The sequence below is a fragment of the Nocardia sp. NPDC003269 genome, from assembly GCF_042888005.1.
Lineage (GTDB): Bacteria > Actinomycetota > Actinomycetes > Mycobacteriales > Mycobacteriaceae > Nocardia.
The window spans coordinates 1281734-1301685 of record NZ_JBIAPA010000001.1; the positions used below are offsets into that span (position 1 = coordinate 1281734).

General features: G+C 69.8%; 16 protein-coding genes and 1 pseudogene. 6 read left to right on the top strand and 11 right to left on the bottom strand.

The window, feature by feature from the left end; genetic code table 11:
* Window positions 1-18: 18 nt before the first annotated feature.
* Both ACFYWJ_RS05850 and ACFYWJ_RS05855 read left to right on the top strand, forming a co-directional pair.
* Entirely contained in the window at window positions 19-189 is a 171-nt protein-coding gene (locus tag ACFYWJ_RS05850; RefSeq protein WP_218718357.1) for a DUF2613 domain-containing protein, read from the top strand.
* Window positions 186-1256: a DUF3068 domain-containing protein gene (locus ACFYWJ_RS05855; protein ID WP_355275234.1), complete on the top strand. Its 1071-nt coding sequence runs from the start codon at window positions 186-188 to the stop codon at window positions 1254-1256. The genes ACFYWJ_RS05850 and ACFYWJ_RS05855 overlap by 4 nt, the downstream gene beginning before the upstream one ends.
* A gap of 70 nt (window positions 1257-1326) precedes the next feature.
* Here the strand turns inward: ACFYWJ_RS05855 and ACFYWJ_RS05860 are convergent, their stop codons facing one another.
* Together ACFYWJ_RS05860 and ACFYWJ_RS05865 are read right to left on the bottom strand one after the other, a co-directional pair.
* A complete protein-coding gene (locus ACFYWJ_RS05860) occupies window positions 1327-2292 on the bottom strand; it encodes a hypothetical protein (protein ID WP_355275232.1) in 966 nt (321 codons plus the stop codon).
* Window positions 2289-3287 carry a hypothetical protein gene (locus ACFYWJ_RS05865; RefSeq protein ID WP_355275230.1) on the bottom strand — a complete coding sequence of 333 codons (999 nt, stop codon included), beginning with the start codon at window positions 3285-3287 and terminating at the stop codon, window positions 2289-2291. The genes ACFYWJ_RS05860 and ACFYWJ_RS05865 overlap by 4 nt, the downstream gene beginning before the upstream one ends.
* A 267-nt stretch (window positions 3288-3554) precedes the next feature.
* Between ACFYWJ_RS05865 and lon the strand changes: the two genes are divergently transcribed.
* Window positions 3555-6026 (top strand): endopeptidase La, encoded by a 2472-nt coding sequence (lon, locus tag ACFYWJ_RS05870; protein ID WP_355275228.1) that lies wholly within the window; start codon window positions 3555-3557, stop codon window positions 6024-6026.
* Window positions 6027-6272: 246 nt separating this feature from the next.
* On the opposite strand, the pseudogene ACFYWJ_RS05875 reads toward lon, so the two are convergent.
* Window positions 6273-6680: pseudogene (locus tag ACFYWJ_RS05875) on the bottom strand (PaaI family thioesterase); the annotation flags it as partial.
* Window positions 6681-6830: 150 nt separating this feature from the next.
* Here ACFYWJ_RS05875 and ACFYWJ_RS05880 point away from each other — a divergent pair.
* Both ACFYWJ_RS05880 and ACFYWJ_RS05885 read left to right on the top strand, forming a co-directional pair.
* Window positions 6831-7910, top strand: a complete 1080-nt coding sequence (locus ACFYWJ_RS05880; RefSeq protein WP_355275226.1) for a DNA polymerase IV — start codon at window positions 6831-6833, stop codon at window positions 7908-7910.
* 16 nt (window positions 7911-7926) lie between these two features.
* Window positions 7927-8922 carry an acryloyl-CoA reductase gene (locus ACFYWJ_RS05885; RefSeq protein WP_355275224.1) on the top strand — a complete coding sequence of 332 codons (996 nt, stop codon included), beginning with the start codon at window positions 7927-7929 and terminating at the stop codon, window positions 8920-8922.
* Window positions 8923-8943: 21 nt separating this feature from the next.
* Here the strand turns inward: ACFYWJ_RS05885 and ACFYWJ_RS05890 are convergent, their stop codons facing one another.
* Genes ACFYWJ_RS05890 through ACFYWJ_RS05920 form a run of 7 tightly spaced genes read right to left on the bottom strand, consistent with a single transcriptional unit; the run spans window position 8944 to window position 16997 of the window.
* Entirely contained in the window at window positions 8944-10434 is a 1491-nt protein-coding gene (locus ACFYWJ_RS05890; RefSeq protein ID WP_355275222.1) for a chlorohydrolase family protein, read from the bottom strand.
* Entirely contained in the window at window positions 10434-11684 is a 1251-nt protein-coding gene (locus tag ACFYWJ_RS05895; RefSeq protein WP_355275220.1) for an amidohydrolase family protein, read from the bottom strand. The genes ACFYWJ_RS05890 and ACFYWJ_RS05895 overlap by 1 nt, the downstream gene beginning before the upstream one ends.
* Before the next feature lie 4 nt (window positions 11685-11688).
* Window positions 11689-13218 (bottom strand): ABC transporter substrate-binding protein, encoded by a 1530-nt coding sequence (locus ACFYWJ_RS05900; RefSeq protein WP_355275218.1) that lies wholly within the window; start codon window positions 13216-13218, stop codon window positions 11689-11691.
* Window positions 13215-14213 carry an oligopeptide/dipeptide ABC transporter ATP-binding protein gene (locus ACFYWJ_RS05905; RefSeq protein ID WP_355275216.1) on the bottom strand — a complete coding sequence of 333 codons (999 nt, stop codon included), beginning with the start codon at window positions 14211-14213 and terminating at the stop codon, window positions 13215-13217. The genes ACFYWJ_RS05900 and ACFYWJ_RS05905 overlap by 4 nt, the downstream gene beginning before the upstream one ends.
* Window positions 14210-15211, bottom strand: a complete 1002-nt coding sequence (locus ACFYWJ_RS05910; protein WP_355275215.1) for an ABC transporter ATP-binding protein — start codon at window positions 15209-15211, stop codon at window positions 14210-14212. Before ACFYWJ_RS05910 ends, ACFYWJ_RS05905 begins: the two co-directional genes overlap by 4 nt.
* Window positions 15208-16080 carry an ABC transporter permease gene (locus tag ACFYWJ_RS05915; protein ID WP_355275213.1) on the bottom strand — a complete coding sequence of 291 codons (873 nt, stop codon included), beginning with the start codon at window positions 16078-16080 and terminating at the stop codon, window positions 15208-15210. The genes ACFYWJ_RS05910 and ACFYWJ_RS05915 overlap by 4 nt, the downstream gene beginning before the upstream one ends.
* On the bottom strand, window positions 16077-16997 hold the full coding sequence (locus ACFYWJ_RS05920) for an ABC transporter permease (RefSeq protein ID WP_355275211.1): 921 nt from the start codon (window positions 16995-16997) through the stop codon (window positions 16077-16079). The genes ACFYWJ_RS05915 and ACFYWJ_RS05920 overlap by 4 nt, the downstream gene beginning before the upstream one ends.
* Before the next feature lie 243 nt (window positions 16998-17240).
* Here ACFYWJ_RS05920 and ACFYWJ_RS05925 point away from each other — a divergent pair, with 243 nt between their 5' ends.
* Window positions 17241-17933 carry a GntR family transcriptional regulator gene (locus ACFYWJ_RS05925; RefSeq protein ID WP_355275209.1) on the top strand — a complete coding sequence of 231 codons (693 nt, stop codon included), beginning with the start codon at window positions 17241-17243 and terminating at the stop codon, window positions 17931-17933.
* 24 nt (window positions 17934-17957) lie between these two features.
* Here the strand turns inward: ACFYWJ_RS05925 and ACFYWJ_RS05930 are convergent, their stop codons facing one another.
* Entirely contained in the window at window positions 17958-19844 is a 1887-nt protein-coding gene (locus tag ACFYWJ_RS05930) for an ABC transporter ATP-binding protein (protein ID WP_355275207.1), read from the bottom strand.
* Between the last annotated feature and the right edge of the window lie 108 nt (window positions 19845-19952).

The following is a 19952-nucleotide window of genomic DNA, read 5'->3' on the forward strand; positions in this document are numbered from 1 at the left end:
GTATTGGAGTTTCGTTCAATGAAGTTTGCCGTCCCCGGCCTGGTCAGTGGCCTGGCCGGCGCGATCCTCGGGGTGATTGCCGTGCTCGGCATCACCGCGGGCGCGCAACAGAATTCGATCCCCGCTCCCGAGACCACCGCTGATCCCGGCTCCTCGGTGCTGGGCAACGTGCAGTACGGCAGCCGATGAGCAACGGGCGCAGGCTCATCGCCTGCATTCTCGTCGGACTCGGCGCGCTGCTGCTCGCCGCCGCTGTCATGATCCCCACCTACACCGTGGACAAGGTCGCCAAGACCCCGCTGGACCTCGAGGTCACCACGATCGCCAAGAGCGTGCCGGGTGAACCCAGCATGGTGCTCGACTCGAAGTCCCTGGTCTCGCCCGACGGCGCGGCCAAGGTGGACAACGTCCCCGTCTCCTCGCAGCGCTTCCTCACGGTCCAGGAGCCGTCCGGCGCCGACGAGATGACCGTCCAGGCCGGCCAGACCCTGCGCCGCGACGACCGCGACGGCGACGCCGGCGTGCTCGACGCGAAGGTCGACCGGGTGACCATCGACCGCTTCACCGGCGAGCCGGTGTCGACCTCGCCCAACGGTTCGATCGCGGTCAACGTCGACAAGTCCGGTGCGTCGGTGGCCGATCCCACCAACCGCCAGGGCCTGCAGTACCGCTTCCCGATCGGCACCGAGAAGAAGTCGTACCCGTACTTCGACCTGAACGCCCGCGCCACCTTCCCGATCGATTTCGTCGAGGAGACGGAGATCAACGGGATGCCGGTCTACCTGTTCCGGCAGTCCATCCCGGTCACCAGCCTGCACGACGTCGCGCCGACCGCGACCAGCAAGCTGACCCTGCCCGCGGCCAAGTGGGGCCTCGAGGGCGAGGGCGAGGTGACCATGCTCCGCTTCTACACCAACGTCCGCGAGGTGTGGGTGGAGCCGCGGACCGGCGCCGTCATCAAGGGTGGCGAGCAGCTGCACCTGTTCTACGGCCGCAGCGCCAACCAGGTCGACGTCACCGCGCTGAAGGCGCACCTCGTCTTCGAAGAGGACACCATCGAGGCGCAGATGGCCGTCACCCAGGAGAGCCTCGACAAGCTCGACCTGTTCGGCAAGACCCTGCCGATCATCCTGGGCATCCTGGGCGCGATCCTGCTCATCGCCGGCGCCGTCCTCGGCGTCCTGAGCTCGGGCGGTTCCACCGGTCGTCGCACCTACGACCCGCCCACCGAACAGATCCGTACCACGAACCTCTAGCTCGGTTCCCCTGCACAGCGCGGCCTCCCCGGATCACTCCGGGGAGGCTTCGTTGTTTCACGACGTCGTTTCACGGCGCGTACGCGGCCCAGTCCGGCCGGTTCAGCAGGTCCAGATAGCGCTCGCTCAGCCGCTCCCACCCGTCCGGCTCCGCGCGCCGCACGTAGTCGGCCAGGGTGCCCACGTGCCGGTAGCGGTGGGTCGACGGCTCCAAGCGCGCGACCTGTCCCGAGTGGGCGTCGAGCACCCGCGCGGCCGCCGGATACTCGTCGAGCGTGAGACCCGCTCCCGCGCAGTAGGTCATCGCCGACAGCAGCACGGTGGTGTGGTGGACGAGGTCGAGATCGGGGGCGTCGGCGGTGATCGCGGTGGCGAGGTCGGCCGCGATCGCGACCTTCCCGGCGACATAGCCGTCGAGAAAACTGTCGCGGCACGAATTCCGCAGCAACCAGTCGCGGGCGATCGAACCGCGCTGCTCGCACAGCTTCTCGACCACGACCACCCGCCCCCACTCGTCGACCCGTTGACCGAGCCACAGCAGCGCGGCGGTCCCGTCCCGGCACCGCGCCAACGCGTCGACGACCAAGCGTGAGAAGGCATCCGACAGCAATCCGATCGTCAGCAACAGCGGAATGTCGGCGTCGTCGGGCACTGTGCCGAGCAGCGCCAGCCCGATCCGCACCGCGCACCGATCCGTTCCCCGCCGCACGAGCCAGCGCCCGGTCGCCCGCACCCGCTCGGCGTCGACCCGCAGCGCCGCGGCCACCACGTGCTCGTTCCGGTACGGCGGGACGTGCACGTGGTGACACTCCGCGGCAAGGTCGGCCGGTGACCGTGCTGGGTCAGCGAAATGCGCGTCGAGCAGCGCGGCCAGCCCCATGCCCTCGGCTCGCCAATGCCCGGAATGCGAAGGCGTGTCGCCGAAGCCGTGCCACGGATCGTCGGGAAACGGGTACCCCTCCCGCTCCAGCGGTACATCCGGAGACTCCCGATGCAACCGCATCGCATGGTCGAACAGCGAAACCGGCGCTGTCATGATGTGAAGGGAGCGAGGTCGAGCCGGGCACCGATCGCGTGCCGCAGCCACAGCACCCGGAAATCGCCCTGTACCAGGCCGGTTCGCGCGACGGCTTCCCACTCCGGCTGGTTCAGCAGGGTGAGGTACCGGTCGATCGCCTGCTCCCGGCCCTGCCACTCCCGTGTCGACGGCCGCCGGAGGTAGTCGGCGAGGTTCGCCAGATTCCCGTAGCGATGGGTTGTCGGTGCCAGGCGCACCGCATGTTTCGAGTGCGCCGCCAGGACGTTCGGCGCCGCCGGGTACGCGTCGAGCGTGAGACCTGTTCCCGCGCAGTCGGTCATCGCGGACAACAGAACACCGGTGTGGTGGACGAGGTCGAGATCGGGGTCGTCGGCGGTGATCGCGGTGGCGAGGTCGGCGGTGATCGCGACCTCGGCCGCGAAGTATTGGTTGAGGTACTCCCCGTTGCACGATCTGCGCAACAGCCAGTCCCGGGCGCTCACACCGTAGGCGGCGCACAGCTTTTCGACGACAGCCACGCGTCCCCAACCACCGACGCGATCACCGAGCCAGAGCAACCCGGGCAACCCGCCCCGGCAGCGCGCCATCGTGTCCGCGACCAGCGGACCGAAACTCTCCGACAGCAGTCCGATCGTCTGCAACATCGGAAGGTCGCCGTCCTCGGGAGCGGTTTCGAGCAGTGCAAGCCCGGTCGTCACCGCACAGCGATCGGTGCCCCGCCGGACGAGCCAACGGCCGGTCCGGCGCACCCGCTCGACCTCGACCCGCCGGGCCGCGGCGACCACGTGCTCGTTCCGGAACAGCGGCACGAACACCTGATGACACGCTTCGGCCAGGTCGGCGGGCGTGCTGTCGGGATCGGCGAAATGCGCGTCGAGCAGGGCCGCGAGGTCGATGCCGACGGTTCGTGGGTCCTTCGGGTGGGGCGGCGTGTCTCCACGCCCGTGCCACGGCTCATCGGGGTAGGGATACCCGTTCCGCTCCAGCGGCATGTCGGGTGATTGTCGATGCAAGCGCATCGTGTGGTCGAACAGGGAGGTCGGCGATCCGGGCAGTTCCGTCCCGGTCACGTCGCGCATCAGGCGCGGGGGGACTCGATTCGATCAGTCATGGCGCTGATGCTGTCACATCGGGCGGAGTCCGGACAAGCCCTGGTCGGGACGGCCGAATGTTCGCCGTCAGTGAACCGGGGCACGGGCCGGAACAAACGGGTACCCGGCTGGGTTGAGTCAGCAAAGCTCAACTTTGGAAGGGTCGACATGACTACAGCTCAGAACCTGCCGGTGCTGTTCCTGACCGATCCGATCGTGCTGCCGGGCATGGTCGTGCCCATCGAATTGGACGAATCCGCGCAGGCCGCCATCGACGCCGCGCAGGCCGGGAAGACCGGCGCCGTGCTCGTCGCGCCCCGGCTGGACGAGGGATACGCCTCCTACGGCGTCGTCGCCTCGATCGAGCAGGTCGGACGCATGCGCGGTGGCGCTCCCGCCGCCGTATTGAAGGCCGAGCGCAGGGCGCGGATCGGACACGGCGTGACCGGGCCCGGCGCCGCCCTGTGGGTGGAGGCCGAACCGGTCGAGGAGGTGGCGCCCGACGAGCGGACCACCGAGCTGGCCGCCGAATACAAGAAGCTGGTCGTCGCGGTGCTGCAGCGTCGGGAGGCGTGGCAGATCATCGACATCGTCAACCAGCTCGACAACCCCGACGCCATCGCCGACACGGCGGGCTACGCGCCGTACCTGTCCAACGAGCAGAAGCGGGAACTGCTCGAGACCCCGGATGTCGTCACCCGGCTGACCAAGCAGATCGAGTGGATCACCGAGCACATCGCCGAGGTCGAGGTCACCGACAAGATCTCCGAGGACGTCCGCGAGGGCATGGAGAAGAGCCAGCGCGAGTTCCTGCTGCGCCAGCAGCTCAACGCCATCCGCAAGGAACTCGGCGAGGACGAACCCGACGGCGCCGACGACTACCGCGCCCGCGTGGAGAACGCCGACCTGCCCGAGAACGTGCGCGCCGAGGCGCTGCGCGAGGTCGGCAGGCTGGAGCGGGCCAGCGACCAGAGCCCGGAATCGGGCTGGATCCGCACCTGGCTCGACACCGTGCTCGACCTGCCGTGGACGGTGAAGACCGAGGACAGCACCGACGTCTCGGCCGCCCGTGCCGTGCTCGACGCCGATCACCACGGCCTGGACGAGGTGAAGGACCGCATGGTCGAGTACCTGGCGGTGCGTTCGCGCCGGGCCGCCCGTGGCCTCGAGGTCGTCGGTGGACGCGGCTCGGGCGCGGTGCTCGTGCTGGTCGGTCCGCCCGGTGTCGGCAAGACCTCGCTGGGTGAGTCGGTCGCGAAGGCGCTGGGCCGCAAGTTCGTTCGCGTCGCCCTCGGCGGCGTGCGCGACGAGGCCGAGATCCGCGGCCACCGGCGCACCTACGTGGGCGCGCTGCCCGGCCGGATCGTGCGCGCGGTGAAGGAGGCGGGGTCGATGAATCCCGTCGTGCTGCTGGACGAGATCGACAAGGTCGGCTCCGACTTCCGCGGTGACCCGGCGGCGGCGCTGCTCGAGGTCCTCGACCCCGCGCAGAACCACACCTTCCGCGATCACTACCTGGACCTGGATCTCGACCTGTCGAACGTGCTGTTCATCGCGACGGCCAACGTCATGGACACCATCCCCGGCCCGCTGCTGGACCGGATGGAGCTCATCACCGTCGACGGCTACACCGAGGCCGACAAGGTGGCCATCGCCCGCGACTTCCTGGTGCCCCGGCAGCTGGAACGCAACGCGCTGACCGCCGAGGAGGTCGCGATCACCGACGCGGCGCTGCGCGAGATCGCGGCGAACTACACCCGCGAGGCGGGCGTGCGCCAGATGGAGCGACTGGTGGCGAAAGCCTTGCGCAAGGCGGCGACCCGCCTGGTCGCGGGGGACGCCGGTCGCCTGGACGAGAAGACGCTGGTCGACAACGGCTCGCTCGGCGCGGGCGCCGTGCTCGGGTACGACCCCGGGCTCGGCTACGACAACGTCATCGATATCGAGTCCGGCGCACAGCCGGCCGGTCGGCCGACGAGTCTCGTGGTCGACGTCGACAACCTGACCGACTATCTCGGCCGTCCCCGCTTCACCCCGGACTCGGTGGAACGCACCGCCGTCCCCGGCGTGGCGACGGGCCTGGCGGTCACCGGCGCCGGTGGCGATGTGCTCTACATCGAGGCCAACGCCGCCGAGGGCGAGCGCGCCCTGACCCTGACCGGTCAGCTGGGCGACGTCATGAAGGAATCGGCGCAGATCGCGCTGACCTACGTGCGCTCGCACCTGGCGGAGATCGGCATCGAGCCGAAGGTCCTCGACCGCAACATCCACATCCACTTCCCGGCGGGTGCGGTGCCCAAGGACGGACCGTCGGCGGGTGTCACCATGGTGACCGCCCTGGTGTCGCTGGCGCTGGGCCGTCAGGTGCGCGGTGATGTCGGCATGACCGGTGAGGTCACGCTGAACGGCCGCGTGCTGCCGATCGGCGGCGTGAAGCAGAAGCTGCTCGCCGCCCAGCGCGCCGGACTGAAGACCGTCTTCATCCCGGCTCGCAACGAACCGGACCTCGACGAGGTCCCGGCCGAGGTGCTGGCCGCCCTGGACGTCCGTCCCGTCGCCGACGTGGCCGACATCCTGGCCTACGCCATCGAGCCGGTCGCCGAGCCGGCCGCCGACGGCAGCTTCGCCGTCAGCGCCTGACCCATCGAACCGAACGGGCCGTGCACACCATCGTGTGCACGGCCCGTTCGCTGTCCGGAATCGCTATCGGCTGACCGTGGGCGGCAGCGCGGGCGCTTCCTCGGGCACCGCGGTGACGATCGCGAGCTGGTCGGTGTCGTAGCTGTCCTGGTCGTCCTCGTCGAACTCGTCCTCGTCGTCGAACTCGGTGTCCTCGTCGGCGCCCGCCTCGGCGACCCGCTCGAGGTCCTTCTCGACCCGTCGCGTCGTGCCCTGCGCGACCGCGCACAGGATCGGTTCCTCGCCCTCGGTCTCGGCGTAGACGTCGCAGTGGGTGACCGCCTGGCGGCGGGTGGCGCCGAGCACGGTGGCGTGCACCCGCAGCCGTTCGCCCAGGGCGGGGCGCAGGTAGGTGATGGTGAAGCCGCCGGTCAGCACGTTGGGTCCGAGGACGGTGCCCGCGGCGAAGGTGAGCGCGTTGTCGGCCGCGTAGGCCAGCACGCCACCGTGCACGAAACCGAACTGCTGCCCGTGCTCGGGCTGGATCTCGATCACCAGTGTGGCCGCGCCGTCCCCGAATTCCGTGAGTTCGGTGCCGACGAGTCGGGCGAACGGTTGCGCGGCGAGTACCTGGCGGGCCAGGTCGAGGTCGAGGGTGGTGGCTTCGGTCGGCATCGGGTGTTCCGTTCTTCGAGCTCGGTCGTGACATCGGTTGGCGCGCTACGGATATTGCCATCCGAAGGTGAGTGACGAGTACGCCAGTGCCGCACCGCCGGGTGCGAAGGTTGCGCCGTTTTGTCGGTACCGTGCGGTAATACTTCAACCGTGCCCCAGTGGCTGCTGCATGTCGATCTCGACCAGTTCCAGGCGGCGGTGGAATTCCGGCGTCGCCCCGAGCTGCGCGGACAGCCGGTCATCGTCGGTGGCGAAGGCGATCCGGCGCAGCCGCGCAAGGTCGTCACCTGCGCGTCCTATCCGGCCAGGGCCTTCGGCGTGCGCGCCGGCATGCCGTTGAAGATGGCGCAGCGCAAGTGCCCGGAGGGTGTCTTCCTGCCGGTCGACATGGCCGCCTACGAGGTGGCCTCCGACGAGATCATGGCGACCCTGGGCCGGGTCGCCGGCGCCGTCGAGATCTGGGGCATGGACGAGGCCTTCGTCGCCACCGACGACGATCCGTGGCGGCTGGCCGCCGAGATCCGGCGCGCGATCACCGCGCTCGGGCTGACCTGCTCGGTCGGCATCGGCGACAACAAGCTCACCGCGAAACTGGCCACCGGGTTCGCCAAGTCGACCGGCAAGACCTCCGCCGAGCCCGAGCACGATCCGGGCGCCGCGGCCGGGGTGTTCGAGCTGACCGCCGCGAACTGGGCCGAGCTGATGGGCCACCGCCCCACCGACGCGCTGTGGGGCGTCGGCGCCCGGATCGCCAAGCGCATGGCCGACCTCGGCATCGTCACCGTCGCCGACCTGATGGCCGCCGACCGGCAGCGACTGGCCGCCGAGTTCGGCCCGAACACCGGCCCCTACCTGTGGGTCCTCGGGCACGGCAAGGGCGACACCGAGCTCTCGACCACCCCGCGCATCCCGGTGGGCCGCAGCAAGTCCGAGACCTTCCCGCACGATCTCACCGAGCCGGACGAGATCCGCCGCGAAGTAGCCCGCCTGGCCACCGAGGTCGCCGAGGAGATGATCGAGCACCACCGCATCAGCACCCGCGTCGCGGTCACCGTCCGCACCAAAACCTTCTACACCCGCAGCAAGCAGCAGAAACTCCCCCAGCCGACCTCCGACATCGCCACCATCGTCGACACCGCCCTGGCCATCATCGACCGCTTCGACCTGGACCGCCCTGTCCGCCTGCTGGGCGTCCGCCTGGAACTCCTGCCGCCCGAGCCGGACGGTTGATCGTATGCTCGAACTCATGGATTACTCCGCGATGGTGGCCCGTGAATCCGACGGTGGGATCGTGCTCGCTCGTGAGCAGGTCGGGGAGGATTTCCTCGGCGAAGGCGAGGTGACGATCAAGGTCCACTACTCGAGCGCCAACTACAAGGACCTGCTGGCGATCACCCCGCGCGGCGGCGTGGTGCGCAACTATCCGATCGTGCCCGGTATCGACCTCACCGGCGAGGTGGTCGCGTCCGAGACCGACGATTTCGCCCCGGGCGACCAGGTGATCGCGCACGGCTACGAGATCGGCGTCTCCCGCAACGGTGGCTTCGCCGAGTACGCGCGGGTGCCCGCCGAGTGGGTGGTGCGCCTGGACGGCCTGGACACCCGCGACGCCGCCACCATCGGCACCGCGGGCTTCACCGCGGCGATGAGCGTGCAGGCGCTGCTCGACAACGGCCTGACCCCCGACGACGGCGCGGTCCTGGTCACCGGCGCGACCGGCGGTGTCGGCACCGTCGCCATCGACATTCTGTCCGGCCTCGGCTTCGAGATCATCGCCTCCACCGGCAAGACCGACGCGGGCGACCTGCTCGCCGAACTCGGCGCCAACGAGGTCATCGGCCGCCTCCCGCTCGACCCGGACGCCAAGCCGCGCCCGCTCAACAAGGCGCAGTGGGCCTCGGCGGTGGACAGTGTCGGCGGTGCTTCGCTGGCGCACGTCCTGAGCTCCATCGGCTACGGCGGCGCCGTCGCGGCCAGCGGCCTCACCGGCGGCGCCGAACTGCCCGCCACCGTGCTGCCGTTCATCCTGCGCGGGGTCAGCCTGATCGGCATCGACTCGGTCTTCCTGCCCATCGAGAAGCGGCGCGCGCTGTGGACCGCGCTCGGCAAGGAACTGCGTCCCCAGCATCTCTCGACGATCGAGTCGTTCGCCCCGATCACCGAGGTCGGCGCGGTGCTGCAGTCGATCAAGGACGGCACCCACTCCGGTCGCTCGGTGATCGGCGTCGCGGGCGAGTTCTGAGCGACGCCCGCCGCGCGCGGCCTACTTCGCCGGGAACGACGCGGGGAACAGCTCGTCGGCTGGTCTCCGTAGGTAGTCGCGCTCGGAGTAGGCCGAGCGCATCCGGTCGAACAGTCCTTGCGCGCGGCGGGTCATCGCGGGCAGATCGATACCGGGAATCACCCCGTCCCGCAGGGTGATCCGCCCGGCCACCATGGCGAAGTCCGCCGCGCGCCCGGTGCTGTTCATGCACAGGGTGCGGATCGGATCGTCGAGCACGCCGTCGCGCGGGTCGTCGAGCCGGAAGGCGACCAGGTCGGCGGTCGCCCCGACCGCGAGTCTGCCCAGGTCGGGGCGCCGGAGCGCGTCCGCGCCGCCGAGCGTGGCCGCGGTCAGGTAGTCGGCGTAGGTCGCGCCGTCGAGCCGGTGGGTGAGCAGCTTGGCGATGGTGACGCCGAGGTCGATGCCGCGCACCAGATCCGGCGGGAACGAGTCGGTGCCGAGGGCGATCCGCACGCCCGCCGCGCGGTACCGGTCGAAGGTGTCCAGGGCCGCCGCGTGCCGGGCCGAAGTGAGCGGACAGTGCACGATCGCGGCTCCCGACGCGGCCAGCGTGGCCAGATCGTCGTCGGTATCCGCGTCGACCCGAGGGTGCGCGTCCAGGTAGATACCGTGCGGGATCAGCAGATTCGGCCCGAGCAGCCCGGTCAGCGCCAGCACGTCCAGCGGTGGTGCGGCGAAACGCTCCACGATGAACTCGCGCTCGAGCAACCCCTGGAGCGCGTGCAGGCGGACCAGGACGCCGGTCGCCGACGCGAGTTCGGCTGTGCGCCGCATCAGCTCCTCGGTCAGTGTCTCGATCCGGCACGGGAGCAGCGCGCCGTGCACGAGATCGGATCCGCGCTCGGCCGCCCAGTCGAGAAAACGTGCCGCACCGTCGAATCCGTCGCGGCCCAGTCGCTCGTTCCAGTAGATGGAGCGGGTGCCGTCCGCGTCCACGACATTGACCCCGGAGCGATACGCGGGCCCCAGGTACACCCGCAGGCCGAGCCGCTGGGCCGCCTCCGCCATCGCGACGGCGTCGTCGAAGGTCTCGGCCCAGTCGCTGTGCACCTCCGAGGCGATGGGCATCGCCGTCGTCACTCCGTGCAGCAACAATTGGACGAAGCTGTATTCGCGGATGAACGCCCGCTCCTCGGCGTCGAACACGGCCCGCCGTCGATGCGTGGCGTAGTCACGTGACCATTGCAGGCCGAGGCCCAGCTCACGCGACTGCCACGAATCCAGAATCGTGTGGTCGATATCGGCGAGCGCGTCGAGATCGATGAGACCGGGCAGCACCAGCGCGTCCCCGAGTTCGATCACCTCGTCGGCCGGTTCCGCGCCGCGCGGCCCCACGGCCACGATGCGCGAATCCTCGACCACCACTTCGGCATCGGTGAGCAGCACGTGCCCTTCGGACTTCCCCGCGGCATCGGCGTCGAACGGCGAATACGCGAGGACGTGCCGCGCTCGAATGCTGCGCCGTGTCATCAGCTCCCCTCCCTGCCGAAACGCCCCGGAATCTCGAAACCCTCGATCGCGGTGTCGACGGAAACCACGGCGCCCCGGTGGATGACGGTCCGCGCGGCGGGCCGATCCATCACGGCCGCGGTCGGACTCACCGCGTCGACCAGGAAGAACTCCGCCGGATCACCGACCGCGAAACCGGGATGCGGGTCGCGCAGATCGAGCGGACGCAGACTCCGATCGATCACGCTCGCCCCACCCCAGGTCGCTACGGCCAGTGCGTGTTCCACATGCTGATCGGAGCCGTACCCGTTGACGAAGGCGAGTTGCCAAGCGCGGTCGAGCATGTCGCCGTTGCCGTAGGGCGACCAGTAGTCCCGCTGCCCGTCCATCCCGACACCGACCCGCACGCCTGCCGCCGCCAGCTCGAGCAGGGGCAACGCCCAGCCCTGCGCGCCCGCCGCGTGCGTCAGCGCGATATCGAACTCCGCCAGCCGCTCGATCGCGGCGGGCACCCCGGGCAGGCCACTGGCCAGGCAGCGCGCGTGCGAGATCGTCACCCGTCCGGTCATCCCGAGCGCCCGCACCCGCTCGCTGATCAGCGACAGCGTGAACAGCCCGAGCTCGCCCGCCTCGTGCAGATGGATATCGATCCCGGCCTGGTGCTTCTCGGCCAGCCCGAATACCGCGTCGAGATGACGCACCGGATCGCGGTCGAGTTCGCACGGGTCCATCCCGCCGACCAGATCGGCCCCGGCCGACAGCGCCGCGTCCATGAGGTCGACGACACCGGGTTCGAGCAGGATGCCGACCTGCGGGAACGCCACGATCTCCACATCGCAGACCGCGGCGTAGCGTTCCCGCGCCGCGAGTTCGCCCTCGAGCTTCGCGAGCCCGGTGTCGGCGTCGACCTGCGCGTGACTGCGAATCCTGGTGGCGCCGTTGGCGACCGCGACGGCGAGGGTGAACGAGGCCCGTTCGGTCACCGAGCGCTCGGCCGTTCGCCAATGCTCCCGGTCGTTCATGATCCGGCCCCAGCGGCCCGGCGCCCCGGTCTGCGCGCGGAACGGCAAACCGAGGCGACTGGAATCCAGGTGCAGATGCACGTCGGACAGGGCGGGCAGGACGAGCCTGCCCGCGCCGTCGACCCGCTCCGCCGCTGTCGTCGTCGTTCCGGTGGCGGCCACCGCGGCGACCACCCCGTTCTCGACGAGCACGTCCACCGGGTCGCCGCCCCACGGACGCACGTCGGTGAGCAGCAGCGAATCTCCCATGGACTCAGTCCTTTCCGAAGGTCGCGGCGTCGACGGTGATCATCCCGTCCGCCCTCGGCTTCCACCGCAGCGCCGGATCGACGGCATAGCTGGCGTCGGGTGTGTACAGGCCGATCAGCAGCGCCTTCGTGTCGTTGAGGGTGAACAGCTCGCGGTACACGTCGATTCTGGCCTGCCCGGCGACGGTCCGGGTCTTGGCGACCAGCGCCTGGGTCTCCGGCAGCATCGCGTAGTCGTTCCACTGCCCGCCGAACATCGAGGCGATGGGCGCGTCACCGTCCATGGTGGACGGCGCGTAGGTGTTGAGATAGATGCCGGTGGCGGACTTCTTGGTGTAGATCATCTGCGACAGGCTGCTCTGATCGGTGCCCTGCAGGGTGATGGTGATGCCGACCTCGGCCAGGTTGGCCTGGATCGCCTGGGCGATCTCCGAACTCAGCGGGATGCGCCCGTTCGTCGCGTACTGGAACGGGATCGGCGCGCCGTGGTAGCCCGCCGCCGCCAGCAGCTGCTTGGCCTTGGCGGTATCACGCACCGGCGCCGGGTATTTCGGGTCGAACCCGCCGACGTTCTCGGCGACCAGCTGATTGTCGACCGTCGCGCGGCCCGCCAGCAGGGTCTTCACGATGCCCTCGCGATCGATCGACAGCGCGATCGCCTCGCGGACCCGCTGGTCGGCCAGCGGACCCGCCGTGGCGTTCATGCCGAGGAAGGTGACGCCGTTGGAGACCCGCGACTCGATGTGCACGCTCTTGGCACCGTCGACGGCCGACACCTGGTTCGGCGCGATCAGCGCGATGTCGAGGCTGCCGGACTGCACACCGTTGAGCCGGGCGTCGGCGTCGGCCACCGTCTTGAAGGTCACCGCCTCGAGCGCCGCCTTCTCGCCCCAGTAGTCCGGATTGCGCTTGACGGCGTATTCGACGCCGCGCGTGTAGTGATCGAAGACGAACGGGCCGGAACCGACCGGCGCTGCCGCGAACCCGGCCGAACCCAGTGCGGTGTAGACGGATTCGGGCACGATCGAGACGCCGGTGGTGATCGTCGGCCACGCGGAGAACGGGGCATTGAGACTGAACACCACGGTGTTGCCGGGACCGACGGCGGCGGAGGTGAACATCTCCATGTAGGTGGCCGGATCGCCGGTCGGGGTGGCCTTGATCTTGTTGTAGGTGAACGCGACGTCGGAGGCCTTCAGCGGTTCGCCGTTGTGGAACTTCACGTCGTCGCGGATGGTGAAGGTCCACTGGGTGAAGTCGGCGTTGTGCTCCCACTTGGTCGCGAGCTTCGGACCGATCACTCCCTCGCTGTCGAAGCGGGCGAGCTGGTCGAAGGTCGCGAAGTAGTAGTTGTAGCCGGCCAGCGAGCCGTCGCTGATCGGATCGGGGACGTCCGTCGGTTCGGTCACCGCGCCGACGACCAGCGTCTTCGCCGACGCGGTGTCGGTGCCCGCCGGTGCGCAGGCGCTGAGGGTGAAGGTGGTGAACGCGAGGACGGCGAGTCCCGTCGCCATACCGCGGGTGATCGGTTTCATCGTTTTCCTTTCGACGGGCGTGCCAGCGGGCGCAGGCAGGCCACGACATGGTCGGTGCGGCCCAGTGGTTCGAGTTCCGGTACGCGCGAGGCGCATTCGGGCGTCGCCAGGGGACAGCGGGTGCGGAAGGTGCAGCCGCTCGGTGGGTTCGCGGCATCGGGGAGTTCGCCGCGCACCAGCGTCGCGGTGTCGCGGCGGCGCCGGTGCGGGTCGGGCACGGGGGCCGAGGCGATCAGGGCCCGCGTGTACGGGTGCCCAGGGCCGGTGAACACGTCTTCGGTCGGGCCGATCTCGACGAGCTTGCCCAGGTGCATCACCGCGATCCGATCGGACAGGTGGCGCACCACCGAAAGATCGTGGGCGATGAACAGATACGACAGGCCGAGCTGTTCCTGCAGGTCCCGCAACAGATTGATCACCTGGGCCTGCACCGAGGCGTCCAGCGCGGAGACGGGTTCGTCGAGGACGAGCACCTCCGGTCCCGGGGCGAGCGCCCTGGCGATGCCGAGCCGCTGCCGCTGTCCGCCGGAGAACTCGGCGGGCTTGCGCGCCAGCGCGTCCCGGCCCAAGCCGACCTGGTCGAGCAGTTCCACCACGCGCTCCTCGCGGTACCCGCCCGCGATGCGCAGCGGCTCGGCGACGATGTCGTGCGCGGTCATCCGGGGATCGAGGGAGGAGTACGGGTCCTGGAACACCAGCTGCACCCGGTTGCGCAGCGCGCGCCTGGCCTGCGGGCGCAGGGTCGCCAGGTCGTGGCCGAGGACGCGGATCGAGCCCGCGCTCGGGGTGTTGATGCCGAAGAGCGTGCGGACCAGCGTCGACTTGCCGCCGCCGGATTCGCCGACCAGGCCGAAGGTCTCGCCCCGGCGGACCGCGAAACTCACGCCGTCGAGGGCGCGGAGCCTGCGCTTGCCGAGGAGGCCGCGCCTGCTGGTGAAGCTCACCTCCAGCCCGTCGACGCGGATGACGTCCTCTGGCTCGTCGATCGTCGTCATGCGGAGAGGTCCTGTTCGATCGATACGGACTCGACCGCGGGCGGACAGGCCACCGCGCGGCCGGTGGCCAGCGGCACGAGAACCGGTGCCGTGGTATCGCATTCGCCGGTCTTCCCGGCGAACTCGCAGCGCGGGGCGAAGCCGCATCCGGCCGGACGTCGCGTCGGCGACGGCGGCGAGCCGGGAATGGCATAGGCACGGGCGCTGCCCGACTGCCCGAGCAGACTGCGTTGCAGTCCCCGCGTGTACGGGTGGGTGGCGTCGTCGAAGATCTGCCAGACGGTGCCGGACTCGACGACCCGGCCCGCGTACATGATCGCCACCCGATCGGCGTACTGGGCGACCAGCCCGAGATCGTGCGTGATCAGCACCATCGCCGCGCCGCTGCGGGCACGGGCCTGCGCCAGCACCTCCATGAGCTGCGCCTGGATGGTCACATCGAGGGCGGTCGTCGGCTCGTCGGCGATGAGCACCGCCGGATCGTTGGCCATGGCCATGGCGATCACCGCGCGCTGCCGCATGCCACCCGACCACTGGTGCGGGTAGGCCTTCGCCCGCTCGGCCGGCTGCGGAATGCCCACGGCGGCGAGCAGTTCGACGACCCGTTGCTTGCGCGTCGTGGCGTCGAGCCGCTGGTGGACCGCGAGCGCCCGACCGATCTGGGTGCCGACCCGGCGGACCGGATTGAGCGTGGTCATCGGGTCCTGGAAGACCATGCCGAGCTCGGCGCCGCGCAGCCGCCGCAGCGTCTCGTCGTCGGCGCCGACGAGCTCGGCGCCGCGGAAACGCACACTGCCGGCGAAGATCTCCAGCGGTGCGGGCAGCAGGCCGAGCACGGCGAGCATGGTCACCGACTTGCCGGACCCGGATTCGCCGACGAGACACAGCACTTCGCCCTCGGCCAGGGTCAGACTCACCGAATCGACGAGCACGACCCGCTCCCCCGTCGCCGTCGCGTAACCCACGGTGAGATCGGTGATCTCCAACAGCGCGCTCATGCGGCAACCTCCTTCGCGAGAGCGCCGCGACGGCCGCGCGGTGCCCGCCTGACCCGGCGCAGCCCCTGCCCCTCGTCGGTGAATCGCCTGCTGGCCAGCAGGGTTCCGCCGATCACGAGCAGCAGGGCGACGGCGGGCACGATCGTCAGATACGGGGCCTGGCGCAGGTACTTCTGCCCGTCGGTGATCATCAGGCCCCAGCTCGGCGTCGGCGGTTGCACGCCGAGGCCGAGATAGTCGAACGACGAGATCATGATCAGCACGTTCCCGAGATCGGCGGTGGCCAGGATCAGCACCGGCGCGGTGACATGCCCGAGGACGTGCTTGCGCATCACCCAGCCCGACCGCGCGCCGAGCAGCTTGGGCGCGATCACGAAGTCCCGCCCGGACAGCCCGAGCGCCACCGACCGCGCCACCCTGGCGTAGCCGACCCAGAAGGTGACGCCGAGGATCGTGGCCATCAGCGCGGTACTCGGGCCGCGAATGGCCGACACGGCCATGATCACCAGCGTCATCGGCACCGCGAGCTGCACGTCGGCCACGCCCATCAGCACGTTGTCGGTGAGGCCGCGGAAGTAGCCCGAGACCGTGCCGATCGCCATCCCGATCAGCGCGTTGACCACCACGATCACCAGGACCAGCCCGAGTGTGATCCGCCCGGCCAGCGCCAGCCTGCTCGCCAGATCGCGGCCGAGCGAATCGGTGCCGAGCGGGTAGCGCCCGTCGGTGAACGGGCGCACGAACGCCGACGCGAGTTGCTGCGCGTACGGGTCGTAGCCGGGGAACAGTGGGTAGAGCAGGGAGAACAGGACGACGGCCAGGATCATCGTGCCGCCGGCGAGCGTGGCGAAGTTGCGGGGTCGGCTCACCGGACCCTCGCCCTCGGATCGATGACGCCGTAGAGGACGTCGATGCCGAAGTTGACGAGCACGAAGATCGTCGCGATCACCACCAGCCCGGACTGGACCACCGGGAAGTCCCGGTTGAACACCGCGTCGAGCATGAGCTGACCCAAACCCGGCCAGGCGAAGACGTTTTCGACGATGACCAACCCGCCGAGCAAGGTGCCCAACGTGATTCCCGAAATGGTGAGCACCGGCAGCAGCGCGTTGGGCAGCACATCGCGCAGCAGCACCGACGACCGGCGCTCGCCGCGCGCGTAGGCGGTGCGCACGTAGTCCTGCGCGCTCTCCGACACCAGGGAGTTGTCCAGCAGCCGCGAGTAGACGACGAACTGCGCCGTCGCGATGGTCACCGCTGGCATCACGATCGCCAGCGGATCGGCACCCGCCAGCGACGGCAACCAGCCCAGCGTCACCGAGAACACCAGGACCAGCAGCAGTCCGAACAGGAAGTCCGGCACCGCGAGTCGGGCCGCGCCGATCCCGAGCGCGACCCCGCGCAGCGACCAGCGACCACTGAGATGAACGGCGAGCACGACGGCGAAGGCCAGCGCAAGGCCGATCGCGAAGCCGGCGACACCCAATTGCAGGGACGCGGGCAGGCGCTGCAGGACCAGCGACATCGATGAGGTGCCGGTCTGCTGGTAGGAGTCGCCGAAATCGCCGGACAGGATGCCGGTGAGGTAGTCGAGGAACTGGGTCAGCGGCGGCTTGTCGAAGCCGAGTTCGTGGTTCAGCGCCGCGATGTCGGCCTCGCTCGCGGTCTCGGGCAGCAGCGACGCGGCGGGACTTCCGGTCAGCCTGCCGAGCAGGAACGCCAGCGAGATGACGGCGAAAACGGTGATCACCGCCTGCGCGAAGCGGCGGAGGAGATAGACGGCCAACTCGCATCCTCTCTGTGGCCGATGATGAATCGGTATACAGAATTGGATTCGGGTGTATCCCGCTCGTGTTCCGCACGTTTCGGTCCGGTGAATGATGGGGCTGGTCGAAAAGATATATATTTCGTGGTCAGTAGGCGTTTTTCAGCCATTGTCCGCGCGCGGATCCGGCGGCGGTATGGCGTGCGCCGGTGTGTGACCAGACGAAACAACAGTCGACCAACGATATATTCGTAGACTTACTCCGTGGCCCGAGACCAACGTCGCCCGGCGGAAGCCGTCGACGACACCTCCCAGACCCGGCGGATCTACGACGAACTTCGGCGCAACATCATCACCGGGGTATACCGGGAAGGCGAGAAGTTACCGGAGGCCCGCGTCGCCGCGATGCTCGGCACGTCGCGGCTGCCGGTGCGTGAGGCGCTGGCGCTGCTCGAATTCGACGGCATCGTCAGCGCGCTCCCCCGGCGCAGCGCGGTCGTCCGCTCCTGGGATCGCGCGGCCGTCGAGGAACTGTTCGACGTGCGGATCGGGCTGGAACCGCTCGGCGCCCGGCTCGCGGCCGCCCGCATCCGGCAGGGGCACGACAGTGCCCCGCTGCGGGCCGCGCTGCGAGAAGCCCAGGTGGCCACTGACTCTCGTGATCCGCTGCGGATCGCCGAGACCAACGCGAAACTGCACGGCGCGATCGTCGAACTGTCCGGCAACAGCCTGCTCACCCAGCTGATGCGCACCATCCTGGCCCGGATGGCCTGGCTGTTCTTCCTCACCGCCGACCGCGACACCGAGGAACAGCGCGACGAGCATCGCCATCTCATCGAGGCGATCTCCTCCGGTGACGAACGGCTGGCCGAGTACGCGATGCTCAGCCACACCGAGGCGGGCCGGTCGCCGACGCTGGCCATCGTCACCGCGCTGCGGCACGCCGACCCCGCCTGAGGGCGGGGCCGGCGTGCGCGCTGGTCAGGCCGCGGTGGTGACGGCGACCGGGTCCTCGGCGAACTGGGTCCGGTAGAGCTCGGCGTAGCGGCCGTCGGCGTTGAGCAGGTCGGCGTGCGTCCCGCGCTCGACGATCCGGCCCTGTTCGAGCACCACGATCTGGTCGGCGGAGCGGATCGTGGAGAGCCGGTGCGCGATCACCAGGGCGGTCCGGCCCTGCAGCGCCTCGGTGAGCGCTTCCTGCACCGCCGCTTCGGAGGTGGAGTCCAGCGAGGCGGTGGCCTCGTCGAGGATCACCACGCGGGGCTGCTTGAGCAGCAGCCGCGCGATGGTCAGGCGCTGCCGTTCACCGCCGGAGAGCCGGTAGCCGCGCTCGCCGACGACGGTGTCGAGGCCGTCGGTGAGCGAGTCGACCAGCTCGCCGAGCCGGGCCCGGCGCAGCGCGTCCCACAGTTCGTCCTCGGTGGCCTCCGGCCGCGCCAGCAGCAGGTTCGCCCGGATCGTGTCGTGGAACAGGTGGCCGTCCTGGGTGACCAGGCCGACCGTGCGCTGGATCGACTCGGTGGTCAGCTCCCGCACGTCGGTGCCGTTGAGCCGGACCGCGCCGGAGTCGACGTCGTAGAGGCGCGAAACCAGCTGGGCGATGGTCGATTTGCCCGCACCCGAGGAGCCGACCAGGGCGATCAGCTGACCGGGCTCGGCGCGCAGCGACACCTCGTGCAGCACCTCGACCCCGCCCCTGGTGTCCAGGGTCGCCACGTCCTCCAGCGAGGCCAGCGACACCTTGTCGGCCGAGGGGTAGCCGAAGTTCACCCCGTCCAGCTCCACCGCGACCGGACCGTCCGCGACCGGGGCAGCGCCGGGCGCGTCCTCGATCAGCGGCTTCAGGTCCAGCACCTCGAACACGCGCTCGAAGCTCACCAGCGCCGACATGATCTCCAAGCGCGCGCTGGCCAGTGCGGTGAGCGGGGTGTAGAGGCGGGTCAGCAGCAGCGACAGGGCGACGACCGAACCGGCGTCGAGGCTGCCCCGCAGCGCGTACCAGCCGCCGAGGCCGTAGACCAGGGCCAAGGCCAGCGCGGAGACCAGGGTGAGCGAGGTGACGAAGGTGGTCTGGAGCATGGCGGTGCGCACGCCGATGTCACGGACCCGGGTGGCGCGCACGGCGAACTCCGCGGACTCCTGCTTCGGCCTGCCGAACAGCTTCACCAGGGTGGCGCCCGGTGCGGAGAAGCGCTCGGTCATCTGGGTGCTCATGGCGGCGTTGAGCTGGGCGGCCTCGCGCTGCATGGCGGCCAGGCGGTTACCGGCCCGGCGCGCGGGGATCACGAACACGGGCAGCAGCACGAGCGCGAGCAGGGTGATCTGCCAGGAGATGCTGAGCATGACCGCCAGCGTGAGCGCCAGCGTGACCAGGTTGGTGACCACGCCCGACAGGGTGTCGCTGAACGCGCGCTGCGCGCCGATCACATCGCTGTTGAGCCTGCTCACCAGCGCGCCGGTCCTGGTGCGGGTGAAGAACGCGACCGGCATCTTCTGCACGTGGTCGAACACGGCGGTGCGCAGGTCCAGGATCAGGCCCTCGCCGATCCGGGCGGACAGCCACCGGATGACGATGCCGAGCCCGGCGTCGAGCACCGCCAGGCCCGCGATGACGAGGGCGAGCAGGACCACCGTGCGCGGCGCCGAGCCGCCGACGATGTCGTTGACGACGCGACCGGCGAGCACCGGCGTCGCCACGCCGAGCACCGCGGCCACGATGCTGAGCAGCAGGAACGCCGAGATCCGGCGCCAGTGAGCCTCGGCGAAACGCAGAATGCGCCGCGCGGTGGACAGGCTGAACGGCCGCTCCTCCTCGGGCGCGTTCATCCGCCGGTACATCTGGCTGTAGGCCACCGATTCGATACTCACTGCCGTACTCCTCTTCGCTCCCCGCCCATCGAACTCCTGCCCACCGACACTAAAACCTCAACAGAGGTTGACCGCAAATACTTTCCCGGGGTCGCCCGTTCCGCCGAC